The sequence below is a fragment of the Pseudomonas sp. FW507-12TSA genome, assembly GCF_058781435.1.
The window spans coordinates 30,563-50,522 of record NZ_JBYSWT010000004.1; the positions used below are offsets into that span (position 1 = coordinate 30,563).

Annotated in this window: 12 protein-coding genes and 1 pseudogene; 7 read left to right on the forward strand and 6 right to left on the reverse strand. The window is 65.3% G+C overall.

Going from position 1 to position 19,960, the window contains the following annotated elements; all coding sequences use genetic code 11:
• Positions 1–33: 33 nt before the first annotated feature.
• From AC3WK8_RS05100 to AC3WK8_RS05110, 3 genes and pseudogenes are all read left to right on the forward strand, one after another.
• Positions 34–2,106 (forward strand): flotillin family protein, encoded by a 2,073-nt coding sequence (locus AC3WK8_RS05100; RefSeq protein ID WP_022642517.1) that lies wholly within the window; start codon positions 34–36, stop codon positions 2,104–2,106.
• Between the two features lie 149 nt (positions 2,107–2,255).
• Complete coding sequence (locus AC3WK8_RS05105) at positions 2,256–7,403, forward strand: DNA repair ATPase (RefSeq protein WP_103324102.1); 5,148 nt, start codon at positions 2,256–2,258, stop codon at positions 7,401–7,403.
• Positions 7,404–7,448: 45 nt separating this feature from the next.
• A pseudogene (locus AC3WK8_RS05110) lies at positions 7,449–8,137 on the forward strand (phospholipase D-like domain-containing protein).
• A gap of 24 nt (positions 8,138–8,161) precedes the next feature.
• Here the strand turns inward: AC3WK8_RS05110 and AC3WK8_RS05115 are convergent.
• A complete protein-coding gene (locus AC3WK8_RS05115) occupies positions 8,162–9,895 on the reverse strand; it encodes a hypothetical protein (protein WP_103324103.1) in 1,734 nt (577 codons plus the stop codon).
• A gap of 222 nt (positions 9,896–10,117) precedes the next feature.
• On the opposite strand from AC3WK8_RS05115, the gene AC3WK8_RS05120 reads away from it, so the two are divergent.
• The 3 genes from AC3WK8_RS05120 (at position 10,118) to AC3WK8_RS05130 (ending at position 14,009) form a co-directional block, all read left to right on the forward strand.
• Positions 10,118–10,660 (forward strand): YaeQ family protein, encoded by a 543-nt coding sequence (locus AC3WK8_RS05120; protein WP_085596192.1) that lies wholly within the window; start codon positions 10,118–10,120, stop codon positions 10,658–10,660.
• 217 nt (positions 10,661–10,877) lie between these two features.
• On the forward strand, positions 10,878–12,587 hold the full coding sequence (recJ, locus tag AC3WK8_RS05125; protein WP_022642524.1) for a single-stranded-DNA-specific exonuclease RecJ: 1,710 nt from the start codon (positions 10,878–10,880) through the stop codon (positions 12,585–12,587).
• 315 nt (positions 12,588–12,902) lie between these two features.
• On the forward strand, positions 12,903–14,009 hold the full coding sequence (locus AC3WK8_RS05130; protein WP_085596191.1) for an NADH:flavin oxidoreductase/NADH oxidase: 1,107 nt from the start codon (positions 12,903–12,905) through the stop codon (positions 14,007–14,009).
• A gap of 65 nt (positions 14,010–14,074) precedes the next feature.
• Here AC3WK8_RS05130 and AC3WK8_RS05135 read toward each other — a convergent pair whose 3' ends face one another.
• Positions 14,075–15,700: a glucan biosynthesis protein D gene (locus AC3WK8_RS05135; RefSeq protein ID WP_103324104.1), complete on the reverse strand. Its 1,626-nt coding sequence runs from the start codon at positions 15,698–15,700 to the stop codon at positions 14,075–14,077.
• A gap of 200 nt (positions 15,701–15,900) precedes the next feature.
• On the opposite strand from AC3WK8_RS05135, the gene AC3WK8_RS05140 reads away from it, so the two are divergent.
• Positions 15,901–16,434, forward strand: coding sequence for a GNAT family N-acetyltransferase (locus AC3WK8_RS05140; protein WP_103324105.1), 534 nt, complete (start codon positions 15,901–15,903; stop codon positions 16,432–16,434).
• Here the strand turns inward: AC3WK8_RS05140 and AC3WK8_RS05145 are convergent.
• The 4 genes from AC3WK8_RS05145 to AC3WK8_RS05160 all read right to left on the reverse strand — a co-directional run bounded on the left by AC3WK8_RS05145 (position 16,431) and on the right by AC3WK8_RS05160 (position 19,816).
• Positions 16,431–17,624, reverse strand: coding sequence for a DUF418 domain-containing protein (locus AC3WK8_RS05145; RefSeq protein ID WP_103324106.1), 1,194 nt, complete (start codon positions 17,622–17,624; stop codon positions 16,431–16,433). The genes AC3WK8_RS05140 and AC3WK8_RS05145 overlap by 4 nt on opposite strands.
• Positions 17,625–17,626: 2 nt before the next feature.
• Positions 17,627–18,223 carry a TetR/AcrR family transcriptional regulator gene (locus tag AC3WK8_RS05150; RefSeq protein ID WP_103324107.1) on the reverse strand — a complete coding sequence of 199 codons (597 nt, stop codon included), beginning with the start codon at positions 18,221–18,223 and terminating at the stop codon, positions 17,627–17,629.
• A 134-nt stretch (positions 18,224–18,357) separates the two neighbouring features.
• Positions 18,358–19,374, reverse strand: a complete 1,017-nt coding sequence (locus AC3WK8_RS05155) for a hypothetical protein (protein ID WP_103324108.1) — start codon at positions 19,372–19,374, stop codon at positions 18,358–18,360.
• On the reverse strand, positions 19,367–19,816 hold the full coding sequence (locus tag AC3WK8_RS05160) for a hypothetical protein (RefSeq protein WP_256592214.1): 450 nt from the start codon (positions 19,814–19,816) through the stop codon (positions 19,367–19,369). Before AC3WK8_RS05160 ends, AC3WK8_RS05155 begins: the two co-directional genes overlap by 8 nt.
• Between the last annotated feature and the right edge of the window lie 144 nt (positions 19,817–19,960).

Here is a 19,960-nt window from a genome sequence, read left to right on the forward strand (position 1 = left end):
CGGACTCCCTCAGAATCAAAGGAGATTGATTGCATGAACTTACCGTCGCTGCTGCCCATCCTGCTCGGGCTCGGCCTTGTCGTCCTGGTGGTCTTCGGCCTGCTGGCCCTGTTCAAGGCCTTCTACATCAAGGTCCCCCAAGGCACGGCCCTGATCGTCAACGACATGTCTTCCACGCCCAAGGTGCATTTCACCGGTGCCCTGGTGTACCCGGTGATCCACCTCAAGGAATTCATGCGTATCTCGCTGATCACCCTGGAGGTCGATCGTCGGGCCAAGGACGGGCTGATCTGCCGCGACAACATGCGTGCCGACATCACCGTGGCCTTCTACCTGCGGGTCAACGAAACCCAGGAAGACGTGCTCAAGGTGGCCAAGGCCATCGGCGTCGACCGTGCCTCCGATCGTGCGGCGGTCAATGAGCTGTTCAACGCCAAGTTCTCCGAAGCCCTGAAGACCGTGGGCAAGCAGTTCGACTTCGTCCAGCTGTTCGAGAACCGCCAGGACTTCCGCGATCGGATCATCGAGATCATTGGCAACGACCTCAACGGTTATGTGCTTGAAGACGTGGCCATCGACTACCTGGAGCAAACCGCCAAGCATTCCCTGGATCCGAGCAACATCCTCGACGCCGAGGGTATCCGCAAGATCACCGAGCTGACCGCGACCCAGAACGTCATCACCAACGAGCTGGAGCGCAACCAGGAGCTGGCGATCCAGAAGAAGAACGTCGAGACCCGCGAGGCATCCCTGGCCCTGGAACGCCAGCAGGCCGATGCCGAGGCGCGGCAGAAGCGCGAGATCGAGACCATTCGTGCCCGCGAGGAAGCCGAGACCGCCAAGGTCAAGGAAGAAGAGCGACTGAAGGCCGAGCAGGCGCGGATCCAGTCCCAGCAGGAAATCGACGTGCGCACCGAGAACCACCAGCGCGAAGTCGAAGTGGCCCAGCAGAACCGCCAGCGTGCCGTGGTCATCGAGGTGGAGAAAGTCACCCGCGCCAAGGACCTGGAAGTGGTGGCCCGCGAGCGCGAAGTGGAGTTGCAGCGCATCGAGAAGGAAAAGGCCCTGGAAGAACAGCGCAAGAACATCGCCACGGTGATCCGCGAGCGTGTGGCGGTCGAGAAGACCGTGGCCCAGGAAGAAGAGCGCATCAAGGAAGTGCGTGAAGTGTCCGAGGCCGAGCGCGCCAAGCAGGTGGTGGTGATCCAGGCCCAGGCCGAAGCCGAGCAGGACCTGGTGCGCCAGGTCAAGCAGGCCGAAGCCGACGAAACCCGCTCCAAGCACAAGGCGGTGGAAATCAACAACCTGGCCCAGGCCGAGCTGGAGGCCGCGGCCAAGCAGGCCGAGGCCAAGAAGCGCCTGGCCGAGGGCCTGGAAGCCGAGCGCGCAGCGCCTGGCCTGGCCGATGCGCGGGTGCTGGAAGTCTCTGCTGCAGCCCAGGAGAAAGAAGGCCTGGCCCTGGCTCGGGTACGTGCCGAGCAGTTGATCGCCGAGGCCCGTGGCGACCAGGAAAAAGGCCTGGCCGACGCTCGGGTGCTGGAAGCCCAGGCTGCCGCCAAGGAAAAAGACGGCCTGGCCGACGCCAAGGTCCTGGAAGAGAAACTCGGTGCCCAGGCACGCGGCGAGGAACAACTGGGCGCGGCCAAGGCCAAGGCCACCAAGGACCTGGGTTCAGCCGAAGCCGAAGTGCTGCTGCAGCGCCTGAACGCCGAGGCCGAAGGCCTGGGCAAGAAGTTCGGTGCCCTGGATGCCCTCAGCGACAGCGCTCGCCAGCACGAAGAGTTCCGCATGCAACTGGAGAAGAACTTCGAGGAAGCGATGGCCGCCATCGCCGCCAACAAGGACATCGCCAAGGAGCAGGCCGAAGTGCTGTCCGCGGCGCTCAGCAAGGCCAAGATCGAGATCGTCGGTGGCGAGGGCGACTTCTTCAACTCCTTCGCCAAGTCGCTGTCGGTGGGCAAGGCCATCGAGGGCGTGGTGGGCAAGAGCCCGGTGGTCCAGGACGTCCTGGCACGCCTGCTCAACGGCAAGACCGCACCGGCCGTAGCCGCCGAGCTGGCTGCCGCCGCCGCGCGCAAGGTCGAGGCACCCTCTGCCGAAGCCTGAAATACCTGAACTCACCTGCTGATGCACCGGTAGCCGCTGTCTTGGGCAGTGGCTACCGGGTGGGCTCCAGGGGTTGAGTCCGGGTACCGGGAGCCAGGTTCCAGGCTCCCGCTTTTTTTGCACACCGCCGTAGATCCAGGAAGGCCACGATGTCGGACGCTCAAGTCGCAACTCCCCCGCAGGACGTATTGGACAAGGCTGTCGCCGAAGGCGGCGCCTATGAGGTGCTGCAAAAGCGCCTGCAGGACCAGGGCCAACGCCTGCGCGCAACCACGGACAGTCTCAACCAGAAGCGTCTGGACGAGTTCGGCAACAGCCGCATGGAAGTGGTCGGGCGGGTGCGCATCCGCACCGAGAACAACTGCATCGCCCGGGACATCGTCCAGGTCGGCGACTGCCTGTTGTTCGGCTACAACGTGTTCATGGGCCTGAAGAAGGAAACCAGCGTCGCCGACGTGTTTTCCCTGTACCGGCTGGTGGAGGAGGGCGAGGGCTACGAAGCCGAGTCCGTGCCCCTGGACGGCAGCTTCCTGGGAGCCCAGGGCTTCCTCAACGATTTCAACGAGCTGTACACCTATTACAAGAACACCCGCCTGCTGCAGCTGGCGATTCGCGATGGCAAGCTCCTGGCCAGTTTCCAGATCGGCGAGCGAGTCACCGATGTGCGGGTGTTCCGCTGGTCGATCTCGGCGGACGGCCGGGACGTGCGCTACATCGACAACCGTGGTGAACGGGACATCGCCCTGCCGGCGCCCTTCGATTTCGAATGGAAGAAGGCCACCCGCGAGATGGTGGTCGAGGGCCGTTTCCCGCACCTGAACATCCTCGACACGGTGTTCGTCGAAACCATCGGCGGCGACCTGACCATCAAGGTCGAGAACAATACCGAGTCGGGCCTGGGCATCTACCGCGAAGAGGTGCTGGACAAGACCCAGTCCCTGGACGACTCGCAGATCGAGTTCGCCCGCCTGGGCAGCCTGATCCTGCTCAAGGTCCTGCCGTATCGCGAGGAGCAGTGGCGCTACCTGGTGTTCAACAGCCTGACCCGCCAGGTGGAACGCATCGACGCCATGGGCCTGGCCTGCGTCCAGTTGCCGGAGGACCACGGGATCATCTTCCCCGGTGGCTACTACCTGCAAAGCGGCGAGTACAAGACCTTCGAGCAGTCCATGGAAGGCATGCGCTTCAAGCGCTCGGTCCGTTCGCCCAACGGTGAAGATGTGCAGTACATCTTCTACCACCCGGAGCAGGGGCGCTCGGTACTGCTGACCTACAACATGATCAACCGCCAGTTGCAGAACCCGCTGTTCGGCCATGGTTATGCGCGCCTGGAGGACGGGCGCATGGTGATCTTCGCCGCCGAGGGCGACGAGCCGACCCGGGTCCACCCGATGCAGGTCTGGCAGACCCCGTTCTTCACCGAGGAATACGCCGCGCGGCAACCGGCCCGCAGCGGCTTCCTGGGGCGCATCGGCAATGCCGAGCTGGTGCGCAGCGTTTCCGATCTCTATGACCTGTGCCGCGAGATCGACACCCCGGCGGTCTCGGTCCAGCGCTACTCGCTGCTGTGCCAGAACACCCGGCGCCTGTTCGACGTGTACCACTGGCTGGGCAGCGCCGAGCTCGATGGCCTGGCGCCGCTGCTGCGCGAAGTGGCCGCCACCTCGGAACTGGTGCTGGACGAATACGAGAAGGTCGAGAGCATCCGGCTCCAGTCGGAGCAAGCCATGGTGGCCGCCGAGGCCAAGCACAAAGCCCTGCTCGATGGCTTGCTGGTAGACAGCTGGGACCAGGTGCAGAGCTTCGTCGATGCCCTGAACGACATCACCGCCCAGCGCGGCCTGCTGCTGACCATCCGCGACTATCGCTACATCGACGTGGTCCGCATCGACGCCATGGAGGCCGAGTTGCTCAAGGCCCAGGAGCGTACCGCCGCAGGCACCGCGACCTTCCTGGCCAGCGAGCAGGCCCTGCTGCCCTTGGTCAGCCAGCTGGAAAACCTCGATGCCCAGGCCCAGAAGGCCGAGACCGTGGCCCAGCTCGGCGAGCCCCTGGGCGCCCTGCAAGCCATGGCCGGCGACCTGGACATGCTCTCCAGCCTGATGGCTTCGCTGCAGATCGACGATGCCACCCAGCGCACCCGGATCATCGAATCCATCTCGCAGATCTACGCCCGGCTGAACCAGGCCAAGGCCCGCGCCGAACAGCGGCGCAAGGGCCTGGGCTCGACCGAGACCGTGGCGCAGTTCGGCGCCCAGTTCAAACTCTTCAGCCAGGGCATCACCAATGCCCTGGCCCAGGCCCAGGACCCCGAGCGTTGCGACGAGCAACTGTCACGGTTGCTGGTGCAACTGGAGGAGCTGGAAAGCCGCTTCGGCGACCATGAGCAGTTCCTCGGCGACATCCTCGGCAAGCGCGAGGAGTTGCTGGAGACCTTCGAGGCCCATAAGCAGTCGCTGCTCGATGAGCGCCAGCGCAAGGCCCAGGGCCTGCTGGACGCGGCGCGGCGGATTCTCGACAGCCTGGGCCGGCGCACCGCCCGCTTCACCCAAGCCGAGGAGCTCAACGCGTTCTTCGCCGCCGACCCGCTGATCCTCAAGCTGCGGGAGTTGGCCGAGCGCCTGCGCGAGCTCAAGGACAGCGTCAAGGCCGATGACGTCGAGGCGCGCCTCAAGGGCGCCCGGGACCAGGCCGTGCGCGCCCTGCGGGACAAGACCGAGCTGTTCGAGGAAGGCGGCAATGTCATCAAGCTGGGGCCGCGCCATCGTTTCAGCGTCAACACCCAGGAGCTGGACCTGACGCTGATGCCCCGGGGCGACGAGCTCTACCTGCACCTGACCGGCACCGATTTTCTCGAGCCCCTGCAGGACCCCGAGCTGGAAGCCCTGCGCGACTTCTGGCAGGTGGCCCTGGAGTCGGAATCGCCACAGCTGTATCGCGCCGAGTACCTGGCCGGACAGGTACTGGACGCAGCGGACCGTGGCCAGGAAGGCCTGAGCCTGGAAAACCTCAAGCCATTGCTGGCCCACCCTGAGGAACTGGCCCGGGTGATCCGCGACTTCGCGGCGCCACGCTACAAGGAAGGCTACGAGAAGGGCATCCACGACCACGACGCGGCGGCGATCCTCCTGCAATTGCTGCCCCTGCGCGACAGTGCCGGACTGTTGGCCTATGGCCCGGCGGCCCGGGCCTTTGCCGCCCTCTACTGGGACCGCCAGCAGGCCGAGCCGCAACCCCGGCAATGGGTGGAGCGTGCCCGTACCAGCCGGCACATCCAGCAGCTGTTCGGTCGGCGCGAGGGGTTGCTGCAATTGCAGGCGGAAATCCTCGTGGCCCTCGAAGACTGGCACCGGATACAGGGCTTCGCCGTGGCCACCGAGCTGTTGCCCGAGGCCGCCGAATACCTGGTACAGGAGCTGGCTGCGGACCGCGTGGAGTTCACCTTCAGCAAGTACGCCCGGCAATTGCAGGAGGCCCTGGCCCTGCGCCTGCAAGGCGCGCGGATGTGGGATGACTACCAGCAGGCCCTGGCGCGCCTGGCCGAGCGCCCCGCAGCGCAGTGGGCGTTGACCGGCAACTGGCTGGCGGCCTTGTGCGCCGAGGGCGAGTTCGCCCCGCTGGCCGGCTACGTGCCCGAGGCCGTGGCGCTGTCGCTGCTGGGCGAGGGCTTTGCCCGACGGCTCACCGAGGTCGACCTGCGTTTCACCGTGGACAACCTGATGGGCGAGCACCCGCGCATCGAGGAGCGCAGCCTGGCGCTGACGGTGGACGGTTTCTTCGCCCGCCTGCGCGCTCATCGCGAAACCTTCCTGCCAGGCCTGCAGCGTTACCAGAACCTGCGCCAGGGCATCGTCGTTCGTGAGCGTTCGGCCCTGCGCTTGAGCGAGTTCAAGCCACGGCCACTGAGCTCGTTCGTGCGCAACAAGCTGATCAACGACGTCTACCTGGGCTTCATCGGTGACAACCTGGCCAAGCAGATGGGCACCGTGGGCGAGAACAAGCGCACCGACCTGATGGGCCTGTTGATGCTGATTTCGCCTCCGGGCTACGGCAAGACCACCCTGATGGAGTACGTGGCCCACCGCCTGGGCCTGATCTTCATGAAGATCAACGGCCCGGCCCTGGGCCACCAGGTGCGCTCCCTGGACCCGGCCCAGGCGCCGGACGCCACTTCGCGCCAGGAGCTGGAGAAGCTCAACCTGGCCCTGGAGATGGGCAACAACGTGATGCTCTATGTCGACGACATCCAGCACACCCATCCCGAGTTCCTGCAGAAATTCATCTCGCTGTGCGACGGCACCCGGCGCATCGAAGGCGTATGGAAGGGCGGGACCAAGACCTACGACATGCGCGGCAAGAAGTTCTGCGTGGTGATGTCGGGCAACCCGTACACCGAGTCCGGCGAGGTGTTCAAGATCCCCGACATGCTGGCCAACCGTGCCGACATCTATAACCTCGGCGACACCCTGGGCGGCATGCAGGAGGCCTTCTCCCTGAGCTACATCGAGAACGGCCTGACCTCCAACCCGGTGCTGGCGCCGCTGGCCACCCGCGACATGGCCGACGTCTACCGTTTCGTCGCCAAGGCCGAGGGCAAGGCTTTCTCCAGCAACGAGCTGAGCCACAGCTACAGCGGTGCCGAGATCAACGAGATCACCACCACCCTGCAACGCCTGATGCAGGTGCGCGACGTGGTGCTGCGGGTCAACCAGCAGTACATCGCCAGCGCTGCCCAGGCCGACCAGTACCGCACCGAGCCGCCGTTCAAGCTGCAAGGCAGCTACCGCAACATGAACAAGATGGCGGAGAAGATCTCGGCGGTGATGAACGATGCCGAACTCCTGCAACTGATCGCCGACCACTACCAGGGCGAATCCCAGCTGCTGACTACCGGCGCCGAGGAGAACCTGCTCAAGCTCGCCGAGCTGCGCGGTAACCAGACCCCCGAGCAGGGCGAGCGCTGGACGCAGATCAAGCGCGACTTCGTGCGCAACCGCTCCATGGGCGGCAGCGACAGCGATGTCGGCACCCGCGTGGTGGCCCAGCTCAACGACCTGGTGGATGGGGTTCGTGGCCTGGCCCGGCCCACGGAGCAGCACAGGGTGCGCGAGGTGCTGGAGAATCTCTCCGAGCAGTTGCAGAGCAGCTTCCTGCCGCTGGTCCAGGTGATGCACAAGAAGATCGATGTCGACCTGCACAGCCACCAGCGCATCGGCGATATCGCCCAGCGCCTCGATGAGCTGAGCCGCATGCTCAGCAATGGTGAAGTACCGACGCTCAAGGACCCTCAACCCTAGCCTGCCCAGCCACCGGCTCGCTGGTGGCGGCCCAAGGAAAACGACATGGATTTCGCCCATCTGGACCGGCAACTGCGCGACAGCCTGCTGGACTTGAAACTGAGCAACGAGGAGCGCGATGAGCTGCGCCAACTGGGCAGCGAGCTCAGCGCCGACCAGGTGCGCTATCTGCGCAATCGCGCCTTCGACCAGGTGCGCGAGCTGAGCCTGGCGGACAGCGCCAACGTGCTGCCGGCCCTGAAATGGCTGGAGCAGGTGGTCAAGACCCTGGATATCAGCGTCGCGCCGGTACGTGACATGGCCAGCGCCCACTTCAGCCCGGCGAGGATTGCCGGCGCAAGATCCGCGAGCTGTGTCGCCAGGCCCGCAGCTCGGTGGATATCTGCGTGTTCACCATTTCCGATGACCAACTGAGCGACGAGATTCGCGCCTGCCACCATCGCGGCGTGGCGGTGCGGGTGATCAGCGACAGTGAAAAGCAGTTCGATGTCGGCAGCGATATCGCCGCGCTACGGGAGGCCGGAGTGCCGGTGCGAATCGACGATACGCCGTTCCACATGCACCACAAGTTCGCCCTGTTCGATGGCCGCACCTTGCTCAATGGCAGCTTCAACTGGACCCGCAGCGCCACCACCGGCAATGAGGAAAACCTGCTGGTGATCGACCACCCGCACCTGGTGGCCAGCTACCTCAAGGAGTTCAACGAGCTCTGGGAGCGCTACGCGCCTCGTTGAAGGCGCGCAGCGGGGCGGGGGCGGTCAGGCGGGTCGGGAGGCGCGCATGGCTTCGCCGCTGATCAGCCGGTCCAGCAGTTGCTGCTGAAACTCGGCGGCGCGCTCGGGGGCACGCTGATGCATCTCCTCCAGGGCTTGATACAGGCGTGACAGCGGCTTCTTTTCGCTGAGCAGGGTGCTCAGGTTCAGCGCCTCGATGGCCTGGGCAAAGCGCTGGTGCTGGATGTGGTGCAGCAGCAGGTCCTCTTCCAGGATGTGACTGCCGGCTTCCAGGGCGTGCAACTGAGCCTGCAGCGCCTGGGCCGTTTCTGCCTCGTCGAGGTGCAGGTAGGCGCTGGCGATGTCCTCCAGGTAGAGGGTTTTCAGGTCTTCTTCGATCTCTGTCTCTGCGGCGTTGTCCAGCAATTCAATCGCCTGCTCCAGCAGCGTCTTGGCCTGGGCGGTCTGGTCCAGATCATGCAATAGCCGCGCTTGCTGGCAGAGGTACAGCAGTTGCTGCTCGGTATCTTGCTGCTGGCGCAGGTTGTGCATTTCTTCAAGGCTGCTACGCACCAGCCAGCTGTCCCGGCGATGGGCAGGCAGGCGGCTCTGGACTTGCAACTGGACCTTCAGAGCGTGCAGGCGCATGCCACTCCAGAGTTCCGACTCGTGCTTGTAGCCGTCGATCAGTCGCAGGGCCTGAGCCAGCAGCGCGGCAGTCCATTGCGGCTGCGCCTGGTGGTGCTCTTCGCAGAGGCTGAGCATCAGGCTCGGACGCTGGGACGGCTCGCTTACCCGCTCCTGCAGCAGGGCCTCGGCTTCAGCGGTGCGGCCTTGTGTCGCCAGGTGGTTCAGCAGGTGCAGGAGCATGCCGTGCTGATGCAGGTCGGGGATTTGCTCCAGCAGGCGCAGGGCAAGATCGAGTTGCTGGCGCTTCAGTGCCGCGTCCATCAGGTCGCTGTAGGTCGAGTAATAGAGGGTGTTGTTGTCTGCCATCAGGTTAAAGGCCGGCTCCGTTTGGCCGGCCTCGAACAGGGCGAGGATGGCCTGGACCTGTTCTTCGGCAGCCAGTGCCGGCATCCGGGCGAGGACCCGTTCAAACCGGCCCTGGGCCGCGCACTCATCGAACAGGCTGCGCCACTCCGTCAGATAGCGCCCCGCGGCGGGGTCCTGGAATTGCGCCCAGGCCCGCTCCAGGCTGAGCAGCGCCTGGTCTTCCATTCCCGCCTGAAATTGCAGGCGAGAGAGGATCAGGCAATTGCTGATGCTCTGCTCTTCCTGGGCTGCGGGGTTTTCGGGGTCGCTCAGCTCGCCCAGCACGGCCAGGGCCCGATCCTGCTCGCCGCGGGCCTGGAGAATGCGCACCTGCAGCAGTGGCCAGCTGGGCAGTGGTTCGCCCCATTGCTCCAGCAGTTCCAGGCAGGTCTGGGTGTCGTTGGTGTCGAGCAGCGACTCGATCAGCGTGTTGAGGACATAGTCCCGAGCCATGGGCGGCAATTGCCTGCCTATTTCCAGGGCCTTGGCCTTGTGCCCCGCGAGGTAGAGTTCGGCGGTCACCAATTGCAGCGCCAGTTCCCGAAGCTCGCCGCTCAACCGCTCGGCCAGTTTCAGCGCCAGCAGCGGCTCGGATTTGCTCAGTAGCAGGGTCTGGTTGATCTGCGAGGTAACGTCGCTGGCCGTTGGCAGGTCCTCGTTCTGTTCAGCCATTTTCTGGCGGGAGTACAGAATCAGTGCGATGAACAGCAGCATGATGACAAGCAGGGTGACAAAGAGGGTCATGGACGTCCTTTTCTTCTATTGAACTGCGGCGTTGGCGCGGTGCGCGCCGGCCGATTCGCGCGGGGGTTATAAAACCCTGATGGCAGGCTGGCAATCGACTTTACCCAGGCAATGCGTTGCAGTGGATTTCAACGCGAGGGCCGCTGACCGGCCAGCGGTCGGGCAGGGCGGCGGGTTTCGGGTTAGACTTGCCGCCTTTTCGCATACTCAAGAAGCCCGCACATGGCCCAGCCGTCCACCACCTACAAATTCGAACTGAACCTGACCGACCTCGACCGCGGGGTCTACGAAAGCGTCAAGCAGACCATCGCCCGCCACCCTTCGGAAACCGAAGAGCGCATGACCGTGCGCCTGCTGGCCTATGCCTTCTGGTACAACGAGCAGCTGTCGTTCGGGCGCGGCCTGTCGGATGTGGATGAGCCGGCGCTGTGGGAAAAGAGCCTGGATGACCGCGTGCTGCACTGGATCGAAGTCGGCCAGCCGGACGCCGAGCGCCTGACCTGGTGCTCGCGTCGTACCGAGCGCACCAGCCTCCTGGCCTACGGCAGCCTGCGGGTCTGGCAGACCCGGGTGGTGGACGCGGTGAAGAACCTGAAGAACCTCAACATCGCCGGTGTGCCCCAGGACGTGCTGGAGACCCTGGCCAAGGACATGCCACGGGTGATCAAGTGGGACGTTATGATCAGCGAAGGCACCCTCTTCGTCACCGACGATCGCGGCCAGCATGAAGTGCAGTTGGAGTGGCTATTGGGCGATCGCGGCTAACAGACCGTTGAAAAACTATCTGCGTTGCCATCGCTGCGTTAAAAACAAGCTGGTGCGCCAGCCCGGTCAAAATGCTCATTTACCACTCGTGAACTGCGCTTTTTCGCCTGTTTTTGCCTTGCGCTGGCTGCCTCGCCTACGTTTTTCAACGGCCTGCTAAGCCTGCGTCCCCGTTCCTGATCGATCCACCGTATCCAAGAGAAGCTGTCGTTAGCCCATGCGTATCGAACCCCGTGAGTTGCCCGCCGTCCTGCCCTTTCTCGGCGACCTGCCGCCGTTGCTGACCCGTCTCTACGCCGCCCGTGGCGTGCAGACGGTGGATGAGCTGGACAAGAGCCTGGCGCGGCTGATCCCGTTCCAGCAGCTCAAGGGCATCGACGCCGCGGTGGACCTGCTGGTGACCGCCCTGGACCTGCGCCAGCGCATCCTCATCGTCGGCGACTTCGACGCCGACGGCGCTACCGCCAGTACCGTCGGCTTGCTGGGCCTGCGCCTGCTGGGCGCGGCCCATGTCGACTACCTGGTGCCCAACCGCTTCGAGTACGGCTACGGCCTGACCCCGGAAATCGTCGCGGTGGCCCTGCAGCGCCAGCCGCAGTTGCTGATCACCGTGGACAACGGCATCTCCAGCGTCGACGGCGTGGCTGCGGCCAAGGCCGCGGGCTTGCAGGTATTGGTCACCGACCACCACTTGCCGGGCCCGGAGTTGCCGGCGGCGGACGCCATCGTCAACCCCAACCAGCCGGGCTGCGAGTTTCCCAGCAAGGCCCTGGCCGGGGTCGGGGTGATCTTCTATGTGCTGATGGCGCTGCGTGCGCGCCTGCGTAGCCTGGGCCGCTACGAGAGCCGGCCGCAGCCGAATATCGGCGAGCTGCTGGACCTGGTGGCCCTGGGCAGCGTGGCGGACGTGGTGCCGCTGGATGCCAACAACCGCATCCTGGTGCACCAGGGCCTGGAGCGGATTCGCGCCGGTCGCGCCCGGCCGGGGCTCAAGGCGATCCTGGAAGTGGCCAAGCGCGACCATTCGCGCATCACCTCCACCGACCTGGGGTTCATCCTCGGGCCTCGGCTGAACGCCGCCGGGCGCTTGGACGACATGAGCCTGGGTATCGAGTGCCTGCTCAGCGACGATGCGTCGGCGGCGCGGGCTATGGCCGCCCAGCTCGATGAGCTGAACCAGGACCGCAAGTCCATCGAGCAGGGCATGCAGCGCGAAGCCCTGGCCCAGCTCAAGGAGCTGCCGGTGGAATCGATGCCGTTCGGCCTGTGCCTGTTCGATGCCGATTGGCACCAGGGAGTGATCGGGATCCTCGCCTCGCGCCTGAAGGAGCGTTACCACCGGCCGACCATCGCTTTTGCCGACGCTGGCGACGGCATGCTCAAGGGCTCTGCGCGTTCGGTGCCGGGCTTCCATATCCGTGACGCCCTGGACGCGGTGGCCGCCCGTCATCCACAACTGATCAGCAAGTTCGGTGGCCACGCCATGGCCGCCGGCCTGTCGCTGCCGGAGCAGAACTTCCCGGCCTTCGCCGAGGCTTTCGATGACGAGGTGCGGCGCCAGCTCAACGAGGAAGACCTCACCGGGCGCCTGCTCTCGGACGGCACCCTGGCCGTGGAGGAATTCCACCTGGAGCTGGCCCGCGCCCTGCGCCACGCCGGACCCTGGGGCCAGCACTTCCCCGAGCCGATGTTCCATGGGGTGTTCGAGCTGGTGGAGCAGCGCATCGTCGGCGAACGCCACCTGAAGGTGGTGCTGCGCAGTGAATGCGGTTCGCTGAAGCTGGACGGCATCGCCTTCGGCATCGATCGCGAAGTCTGGCCCAACCCGACCATCCGCTGGGTGGAGCTGGCCTACAAGCTCGACCTCAACGAGTTCCGTGGCCAGGAAACCGTGCAACTGATGATCGCCCACATCGAGCCCCGCTGACGCACCTGTAGCCGCTGCTGTCGAACCTGCGAGGCTGCGACCGGTCGCGCAGCGGTCGCAGATAGCCCCCGCTGCACGGTGATGCGCAGCCTGCGGCAGGGGCTAGATGGAGCGCTGCCTGGGGTTTTCGCTCGGCGAGTGATCAGGAACCCTGCTTCGGCCAATGTTGTCGACTAGTCTGTTAGGACTGTCTGATTGGCCTTGTGACGTTTTGTCCTTTTCTCTTCCCGCGGGGGCGGGCGCTTCAACTTCGCAGTCACTCGTCGACCGTTCAAACAGATCCCTGGAGCCTGACCACTGACCGAGAGGTGCCCCATGAGTCTGCTGCTTGAACCCTATACCCTGCGTCAACTGACCTTGATCAACCGCATTGCCGTGTCGCCCATGTGCCAGTACTCGTCGGTGGACGGGCTGGCCAATGACTGGCATCTGGTGCACCTGGGCAGCCGTGCCGTGGGCGGCGCCGGGCTGATCTTCACCGAGGCCACGGCGGTCACCGCCGACGGCCGGATCACCGCCCAGGACCTGGGGCTGTGGAACGACGACCAGATCGAACCCTTGCGCCGCATCACTCGTTTCATCAGTGCCCAGGGCGCCGTCGCCGGCATCCAGCTGGCCCATGCCGGGCGCAAGGCCAGCACTCACCGGCCCTGGCTCGGCAAGTCCGGCAGCGTCAAGCCCGAAGACGGGGGCTGGGTGCCGGTAGGGCCGTCGCGGATCGCCTTCGACCCGCAGCACACGCCACCGGCGCCACTGGACGAGCACCAGATCGCCGACGTCGTCCAGGCCTTCGTCGCCGCTGCCAAGCGGGCCCTGGAGGCCGGCTTCAAGGTGGTGGAAGTGCACGCCGCCCACGGCTATCTGCTGCACCAGTTTCTTTCGCCTCTGAGCAACCAGCGCCAGGACCGCTACGGTGGTTCATTCGAGAACCGCATCCGCCTGGTATTGGAGGTGACCGAGGCGGTGCGCCAGGTCTGGCCGCAGGAGCTGCCGCTGTTCGTGCGGGTCTCGGCCACCGATTGGGTGGAAGACGGCTGGAACCCCGACGAAACCGTGGAACTGGCCAGGCGCCTCAAGGACCTGGGGGTGGACCTGATCGACGTGTCGTCCGGCGGTACGGCGGCCAATGCCGAGATCCCCACCGGCCCCGGCTACCAGACGCGCTTCGCCGAGCGGGTGCGCAAGGAGTCGGGAATCGCCACCGGCACCGTGGGCATGATCACCGAGCCGGCCCAGGCCGAGCACATCCTGCGTACCTGCCAGGCGGACATCATCCTGCTGGCCCGGGAGCTGCTGCGCGACCCCTACTGGCCGCTGCATGCCGACGACGACCTGGGCGGGCGCAACGCCACCTGGCCGGCGCAGTACCAGCGGGCGACTCACAGGGACCAGCCGATCCATGAATCGGACCTGCGGGACTGACCGTTTGCAGGCAAGAAAAACCGGCCAGTCAAGGAGGTTGTAGAGGGCATTTCACCGGTAGGGCATCAAGGGTACTTGCGTTTCTCCGGGGCCGGCGGGAAGTACTGGTACAGCCAGGTCTCGCTCAGGGTGCGGTCGTTGGTGCGGATGAACAGCCGCAGTTCCACCGGGTCCACGCTGTCGTTGGTGGGGTACCAGTCGAAGAGGATGCGGTAGCCCTTGATCTCGTCCAGCACCAGTACGCTGAAGTCCTTGACCTGGCCGTTGGAGGCGGTGACCACCGGTTCGATGCCGGTGCCCGCCGGCAGGCGATCGAGGCCGCCGCCGGTGAAGTCCACGGCGAAGCGCCGCGCCCAGACGGGCGGATAGTGTTCGCCCGGGGCCCACCCCTCGACGAAGCCGCCCATGCCCGAACGGGTGGCGTGGACCCGCGCCAGGGGCGTGCCCACCGGCGGTAGGGCGCTCCAGTAGAGCTTGTAGCCGTAGTTCAGCGAGTCGCCGGCGGCCACCGGCTTCTTCGGTGTCCAGAAGGCCACGATGTTGTCCATGGTCTCGCCGGTGGTGGGGATCTCCAGCAGGTCGACGCTGCCCTCGCCCCAGGCGGTGGTGGGTTCGACCCACAGGCTCGGGCGACGGCTGTACCAGTCCACGGTGTCCTGGTAGCTGGCAAAGTCATGGTCGGTCTGCACCAGGCCGAAGCCTTTCGGGTCCTTGTCGGCGAAGGCGTTGAATTGCAGGGTCGCCGGGTTGTTCAACGGCCGGCAGATCCATTCGCCGTTGCCGCGCCACATGGCCAGGCGGTCTGAGTCGTGGATCTGCGGGTGGATGGTGTCGCACATGCGCCGCTCGTGGGTGCCGCAACTGAACATGCTGGTCATCGGCGCGATGCCCAGTTGCTCGATGGCCGTACGCGCATTGACGTGGGCATCGACTTCCATCACCACGCGCTCGGCCTGGCAGTCGATGTCGAAGCGATAGGCGCCGGTGGCGCTCGGCGAGTCCAGCAGGGCATAGACCACGAAGCGGGTGCTGTCCTTGTCCGGGGTCTCGAACCAGAACTGGGTGAAGTCGGGGAATTCCTCGCGATGCTTGGCGTAGGTATCGATGGCCAGGCCCCGGGCCGAGAGGCCGTACTGGCCGGTGGCGTCCACTGCGCGGAAGTAGCTGGCGCCGAGGAACGACACCACGTCGTGTTTATCCAGCTCCGGCGCCTTGAACAGCTTGAACCCGGCGAAACCCAGGTCGCCCTTGAGCTGCGCGGTGTCGACGCGGGTGTTCTGGTAGTTGAACAGCGGCGGACGGAAATGCACCTCCCGCGACAGGCGGGTCTTTGGGTCGACGCTGTGCATGCGCACCGGCTGGCGAAAGCCCATGCCTACATGGAAGAACTGCACATCCAGCTGGCCGTTCAGGTCATTCCACAGCGAATGCTTGGCGTCGTACTGGATAGCGTTGAAGTCCTGCGGGGTCATCTGCGCCAAGGTCGGCGGCAGCACCTGCTTGGTGTCCACGTACTGCTTGGCGGCCAGTTGCCTGGCCTGGGCCTTGAGGCGCTCGAAGTCGAATGCCTGTGCCTCGCCATCGGCGGCACCGGTACCGGCCCAGGCTCGGGCGGCCAGCAGGCCGCTGGCCGAAAGGCCGGTATAGGCCGCCAGGGCCATGGACGCTTTGAGGAGATTCCTACGATGCATGGTTAAGCCTTGTACAGGGAAAGATCCGCAGCCGTTCTTGGCCGCTCGGGGGATCGCGTGGATGAGGTCCGGCCAAGCCGTTGGCCGAACCCGTCTGACCTTAAACAGATGCTGCGTAGAATAATCGGTTCGCCCGGGGCAGAAAAATGATTAGCTTGTGTCCATAGGTAACGACTTAACCAGCCCTAGGAAATTGCCCCATGCTGCGCCTGCGACCCCTTGTCGAAGACGATATCGCCCTGCTCAAGACCATCGACCGCGCCGAGCTCATCGACGAGTTCTACCGCCTGCAGGATGGAGGGCTGGTGCGTTATGCCCAGCATGAAGTGGTGACCGGTTGGCCGGCCGGGGAAGCCGAGCATGACGAGGTGATCTTGCAGCAGTGTCATCAGCGCGGCGGGTGGCTGCATGGGGCCTTCGACGACACGCGGCTGGTGGCGGCGGCGGTGGTGGATTGCCTGCCGATCGCCAACGCCGGGCTGGACCTGCGCCAACTGAAGTTCCTGCATGTGAGCCAGGGCTGGCGTGGTCATGGCCTGGGCCGGCAGTTGTTCGCCCTGGCCCGGGAGCAGGCCCTGGCCATGGGCGGCCAGGGCCTGTACGTGTCGGCCACGCCGTCGCGGCATACGGTGGATTTCTACCAGGACCTGGGTTGCCAGTTGCTGGACGTCCCGGACCCGGAGCTGTTGCGCCTGGAGCCCGAGGACATTCACCTGTACCTGCGCCTGGCCTAGGCCTGGCGGGGTTTGCTCCAGTTCGGCCAGGCGCCGATGGTCACCGCGCGCAGCACCCATTCGCAAGGGCCGTACTGGTGGTGGCGCAGCCACAGGGCACTGAGTTGCATCTGCACCAGGTAGATGGCGATCACCACCAGCGGCAAGGCCAACGGTGGCAAATGGTTGACCAGCCCCAGCCCGTAACCGGTGAACAGCAGGCAGAGGATCAGCGATTGCAGCAGGTAGTTGCTCAGGGACATGCGCCCCAGGGGCGCCAGGCGCCGGCACAGGCGCTGGCCCAGGGGTGAGTCGAAGGCCTTGAGCAGCAGCATGGCGTAGCTGGCCGAGAGCAGCGGCGCGGTCAACTGGCTGAGGCCATAGCCGATCAATTCCAGGCCCCCACCGGGGGCATAGGCGGCCCAGTAGCCATAGAGCAGGGCGCCGCCCAGGCCCAGGGTCAGGGTGCATGCCAGCAGCGATGGCAGCCGGGACGCAAAGCGGTAGGGCGCCACCAGCAGTTCCTTGCGCCCGGCCACGTAGCCCAGCAGGAACATCGCCAGGGTGCTGGGCCCTTGCAGCAGCCACAGGGCCGAGGCGGTTTCCAGCAGGTGCGAAGCGTTGTAGGCCAGGGTCTCCAGCGCAGTGCCGCCCAAGGCCAGGTCCTTGAGCAGCGATTCGCCGTCGGCCTTGCCGGTGTAGAGGCCGATTTCCAGCAGTTCGGCCCCCAGCAGCAGGAACATCAGCGTGCTGGCGATGACCAGCAGCAGCGCCAGTACCGCCGCCCACCTGGCCGATAGCCCGCGCAGCGCCAGCAGGATCAAACCGAGCAAGGCATACAGCGAAAGGATCTCGCCATAGAACAGCAGCGCACCGTGCACCAGGCCGATGACCAGCAGGGCCAGTTGCCGGCGCAACATGCGTGGCACGAAGGACGCCCCCGAACGTTCGGCGGAGCTCATCTGCAAGGTGAAGCTGTAGCCGAACAGGAAGGAGAACAGCAGGTAGAACTTGGCCTCGAAGAGGACCGACACCAGCCAGCGCACCAGGTGATCGAGGGCGCTGGAGTAGGCCGGGTTGCTGGTCGGCGAAGCGTAGTAGGGGTCGGCGAAGGACCAGATGTTCACCGCCAGGATGCCCAGCAGGGCGAATCCACGCAGGGCGTCCACATGTTGCAGGCGGGTCGGTGCCAGGCTCTGGGGTTGGGCCATGTTCAATCTCCCTGCAACAGGTGTAGGGCCAGTTGCCTCAAGACCGGAGCCTGGGCCTGGGGCGAGAACTGCGGCTCGACGGCAATGCGGGTGAACAGCCCGTCGATCAGCGCGGCCAGCCAGGTGGCGGCCTGCTCGGGGCACAGTTGAGGCCGGGTCAGGCCTTGTGCGCTGGCCTGGCGTACCAGCGCCGCCAGGCCGTCGCGCAGTACCAGGTCGTTGTGCCGTGCGTGCCATGCGATGTCCAGGTCGCGATGGCTGAGGGCGGCGATTTCCAGGGCCAGGCCGGTGTAGTGCGGATCTTCGGCCAGCTGGCAGACATGCTGGAGAAACCCCAGCAGGGCCGAGAGCGGTGCCTGTTCCAGCAGCAGCTGGTCCATGGCCTGCTGGATTTCCTGGCCTTCACGGGTGATCAACGCCAATAGCAGCGCTTGCTTGCTGGGAAAGTAGTGAAACAGGTTGCCGGCACTCATATCGGCTCGCAGGCAGATGTCCGCGGTGCGGGTGGCGGCATAGCCGCTTTCGGCGAAACAGCGGGCGGCGGCATCGAGCAGGGCGTTGCACCGGGCTTCGCGTTGCGCAAGGTTGGCAGGACGCATCCAATGGCCTTTTTAGTTAATTGAGCAGTCACTCAATTAACTCAGGCACGCAGGATCCGGGCAATGCAATTCTTGTTAAAAAGCGTCAATGAGGGTCGACACCGGCATCGGCCTGATCCCGGTTTCGAAGTCGTTCAGCCTTGCTGCCGGGCCGGTTCCGGCAGGCACTGGACCGGCTGCTTGGGCAGTTGGCCCTGGCTGGTGCTCCAAGTCAGGGGGGAGAGGCTGGGCAGGTAGTCGCGTTGCAGCGCTTGCTGGTAGCAGGCCACGGCCCGGTCCGGGTCCCTGGTGCCCCAGCGTCCGCTGGCCAGTGCGCTGGCGAGGGTGTTGTAGAGCACGCCTGCATCCAGCTTGCGCAGTGCCTGCATGACCACCGCTTCGGCCTTGACCGGGTCCTGGCAGCCTTCTTCCGGGCCGTTGGCGTGCGGGTCGCAGTAGTACATGGACAGCATCAAGGCGGCCTCGGCGTCGCTCTGGGCGTAGGGCAGCAGCAACTCCTGCGGCTCCCCTGGCTTGAGTTCCGGGGCCATGCCCGAATATCCCAGGCTTACAGCTTGTACTGCGGCATTGGCCGAACCGTGGCGGGCGGCATCCAGCAAGATGCGCTGGCCCAGTTCGAAGAAATAAGTGGTCAGCGGATACTGCTCGCGGGCACCGTAGTCCAGGAACAGCTCGGCCTTGCGTACCTGGCGCTGGACCTCGGTCTCGCCGGGCGTCGCCTTCTGGTCCAGCAGGTCGCCCATGGACCATTGCTCCACCCGGACCAGTTGCCAGCAGCTGTCCTTCTCGAACACGAAGGCCTGGACCACATCGCCCTGGGCGTCATGCACGACCAGGGTCTCGCCCTCCCAGAAGGTTTGCAGGCCGCTCCAGGCCTGGGCCTGGGGGGCGAGCAGGGTCAGTTGCGGACGCTCGGCGCCTTCGCGCTTGTGTCGGATGGTGATTGCCCGGCCCCGTTCGTCATAGACCACGCGTTGCTCGACCATGGGCGAGCGGCTGAACGCTTGCTGCAGCTCGGGGCTGCTGGCAAAGGCCTGGGCGAAAGTCGGCAGGTCCGCGGATGGGCACGCCACCGGTTCGGCGCGAAGGCCTTGGGCAGCGCAGGCGAGCACCAGGCCCAAGGCGGCCAGGCTGTATTTGTGCTCAAGCATGGGCCAGCTCCAGGCGCTCGAAGCGTTGGCACAGCCTTTGGGTCAGCCAGATGGCCAGCAGCGGTGGCACTGAGCTCAGGAAGCAGTAGACGTAGCCGCGTACCGGGTTGTCGGGAAACAGCGCCCAGATATTGAACAGCACCAGGGCGGCCACCAGGCCCAGCTTGAACTTCCGGCTGGGCAGCAGGGCCAGCAGGGCGCTGACCAGGATCAGCAGGAAGAACGAGAATTGCGCCATCGGCTCCACCACCGCTGGATTGACCAGCTTGCGGTACAACGGGATGCCCCAGGCATGGGCCAGGTAGAACAACAGTACCGGCAGCGAGTGGACCGCCAGGCCGAGGCCGATGCGTACGACCTGGTCGCGGTTGCCCTGGTCGTGGTTCAGGCGACGGGCTCGCTGGCGGTCCAGCGAGGCCTTGATGGGGGTGTGACGAGACATGGCACGTCCTTACTGCCGGAGGTGTCTGGGAGGGCCGCTCAAGGGCACCAAAGGTTCATGGCGGCGGATAGTGCCGTAACTCCAGGCGCTAATCCAGCGCGGCAAAGCGCTGCTGGCAAGACCTGGCGCACGCAACATCCAGAA

Coding starts and splice junctions, on each gene's coding strand:
- AC3WK8_RS05140 (WP_103324105.1), top strand. CDS start 15,901: ATGCTGCGCCTGCGACCCCTTGTCGAAGACGATATCGCCCTGCTCAAG.
- AC3WK8_RS05155 (WP_103324108.1), bottom strand. CDS start 19,374: ATGCTTGAGCACAAATACAGCCTGGCCGCCTTGGGCCTGGTGCTCGCC.
- AC3WK8_RS05160 (WP_256592214.1), bottom strand. CDS start 19,816: ATGTCTCGTCACACCCCCATCAAGGCCTCGCTGGACCGCCAGCGAGCC.
- AC3WK8_RS05100 (WP_022642517.1), top strand. CDS start 34: ATGAACTTACCGTCGCTGCTGCCCATCCTGCTCGGGCTCGGCCTTGTC.
- AC3WK8_RS05145 (WP_103324106.1), bottom strand. CDS start 17,624: ATGGCCCAACCCCAGAGCCTGGCACCGACCCGCCTGCAACATGTGGAC.
- AC3WK8_RS05130 (WP_085596191.1), top strand. CDS start 12,903: ATGAGTCTGCTGCTTGAACCCTATACCCTGCGTCAACTGACCTTGATC.
- AC3WK8_RS05105 (WP_103324102.1), top strand. CDS start 2,256: ATGTCGGACGCTCAAGTCGCAACTCCCCCGCAGGACGTATTGGACAAG.
- AC3WK8_RS05135 (WP_103324104.1), bottom strand. CDS start 15,700: ATGCATCGTAGGAATCTCCTCAAAGCGTCCATGGCCCTGGCGGCCTAT.
- AC3WK8_RS05120 (WP_085596192.1), top strand. CDS start 10,118: ATGGCCCAGCCGTCCACCACCTACAAATTCGAACTGAACCTGACCGAC.
- AC3WK8_RS05150 (WP_103324107.1), bottom strand. CDS start 18,223: ATGCGTCCTGCCAACCTTGCGCAACGCGAAGCCCGGTGCAACGCCCTG.
- recJ (WP_022642524.1), top strand. CDS start 10,878: ATGCGTATCGAACCCCGTGAGTTGCCCGCCGTCCTGCCCTTTCTCGGC.
- AC3WK8_RS05115 (WP_103324103.1), bottom strand. CDS start 9,895: ATGACCCTCTTTGTCACCCTGCTTGTCATCATGCTGCTGTTCATCGCA.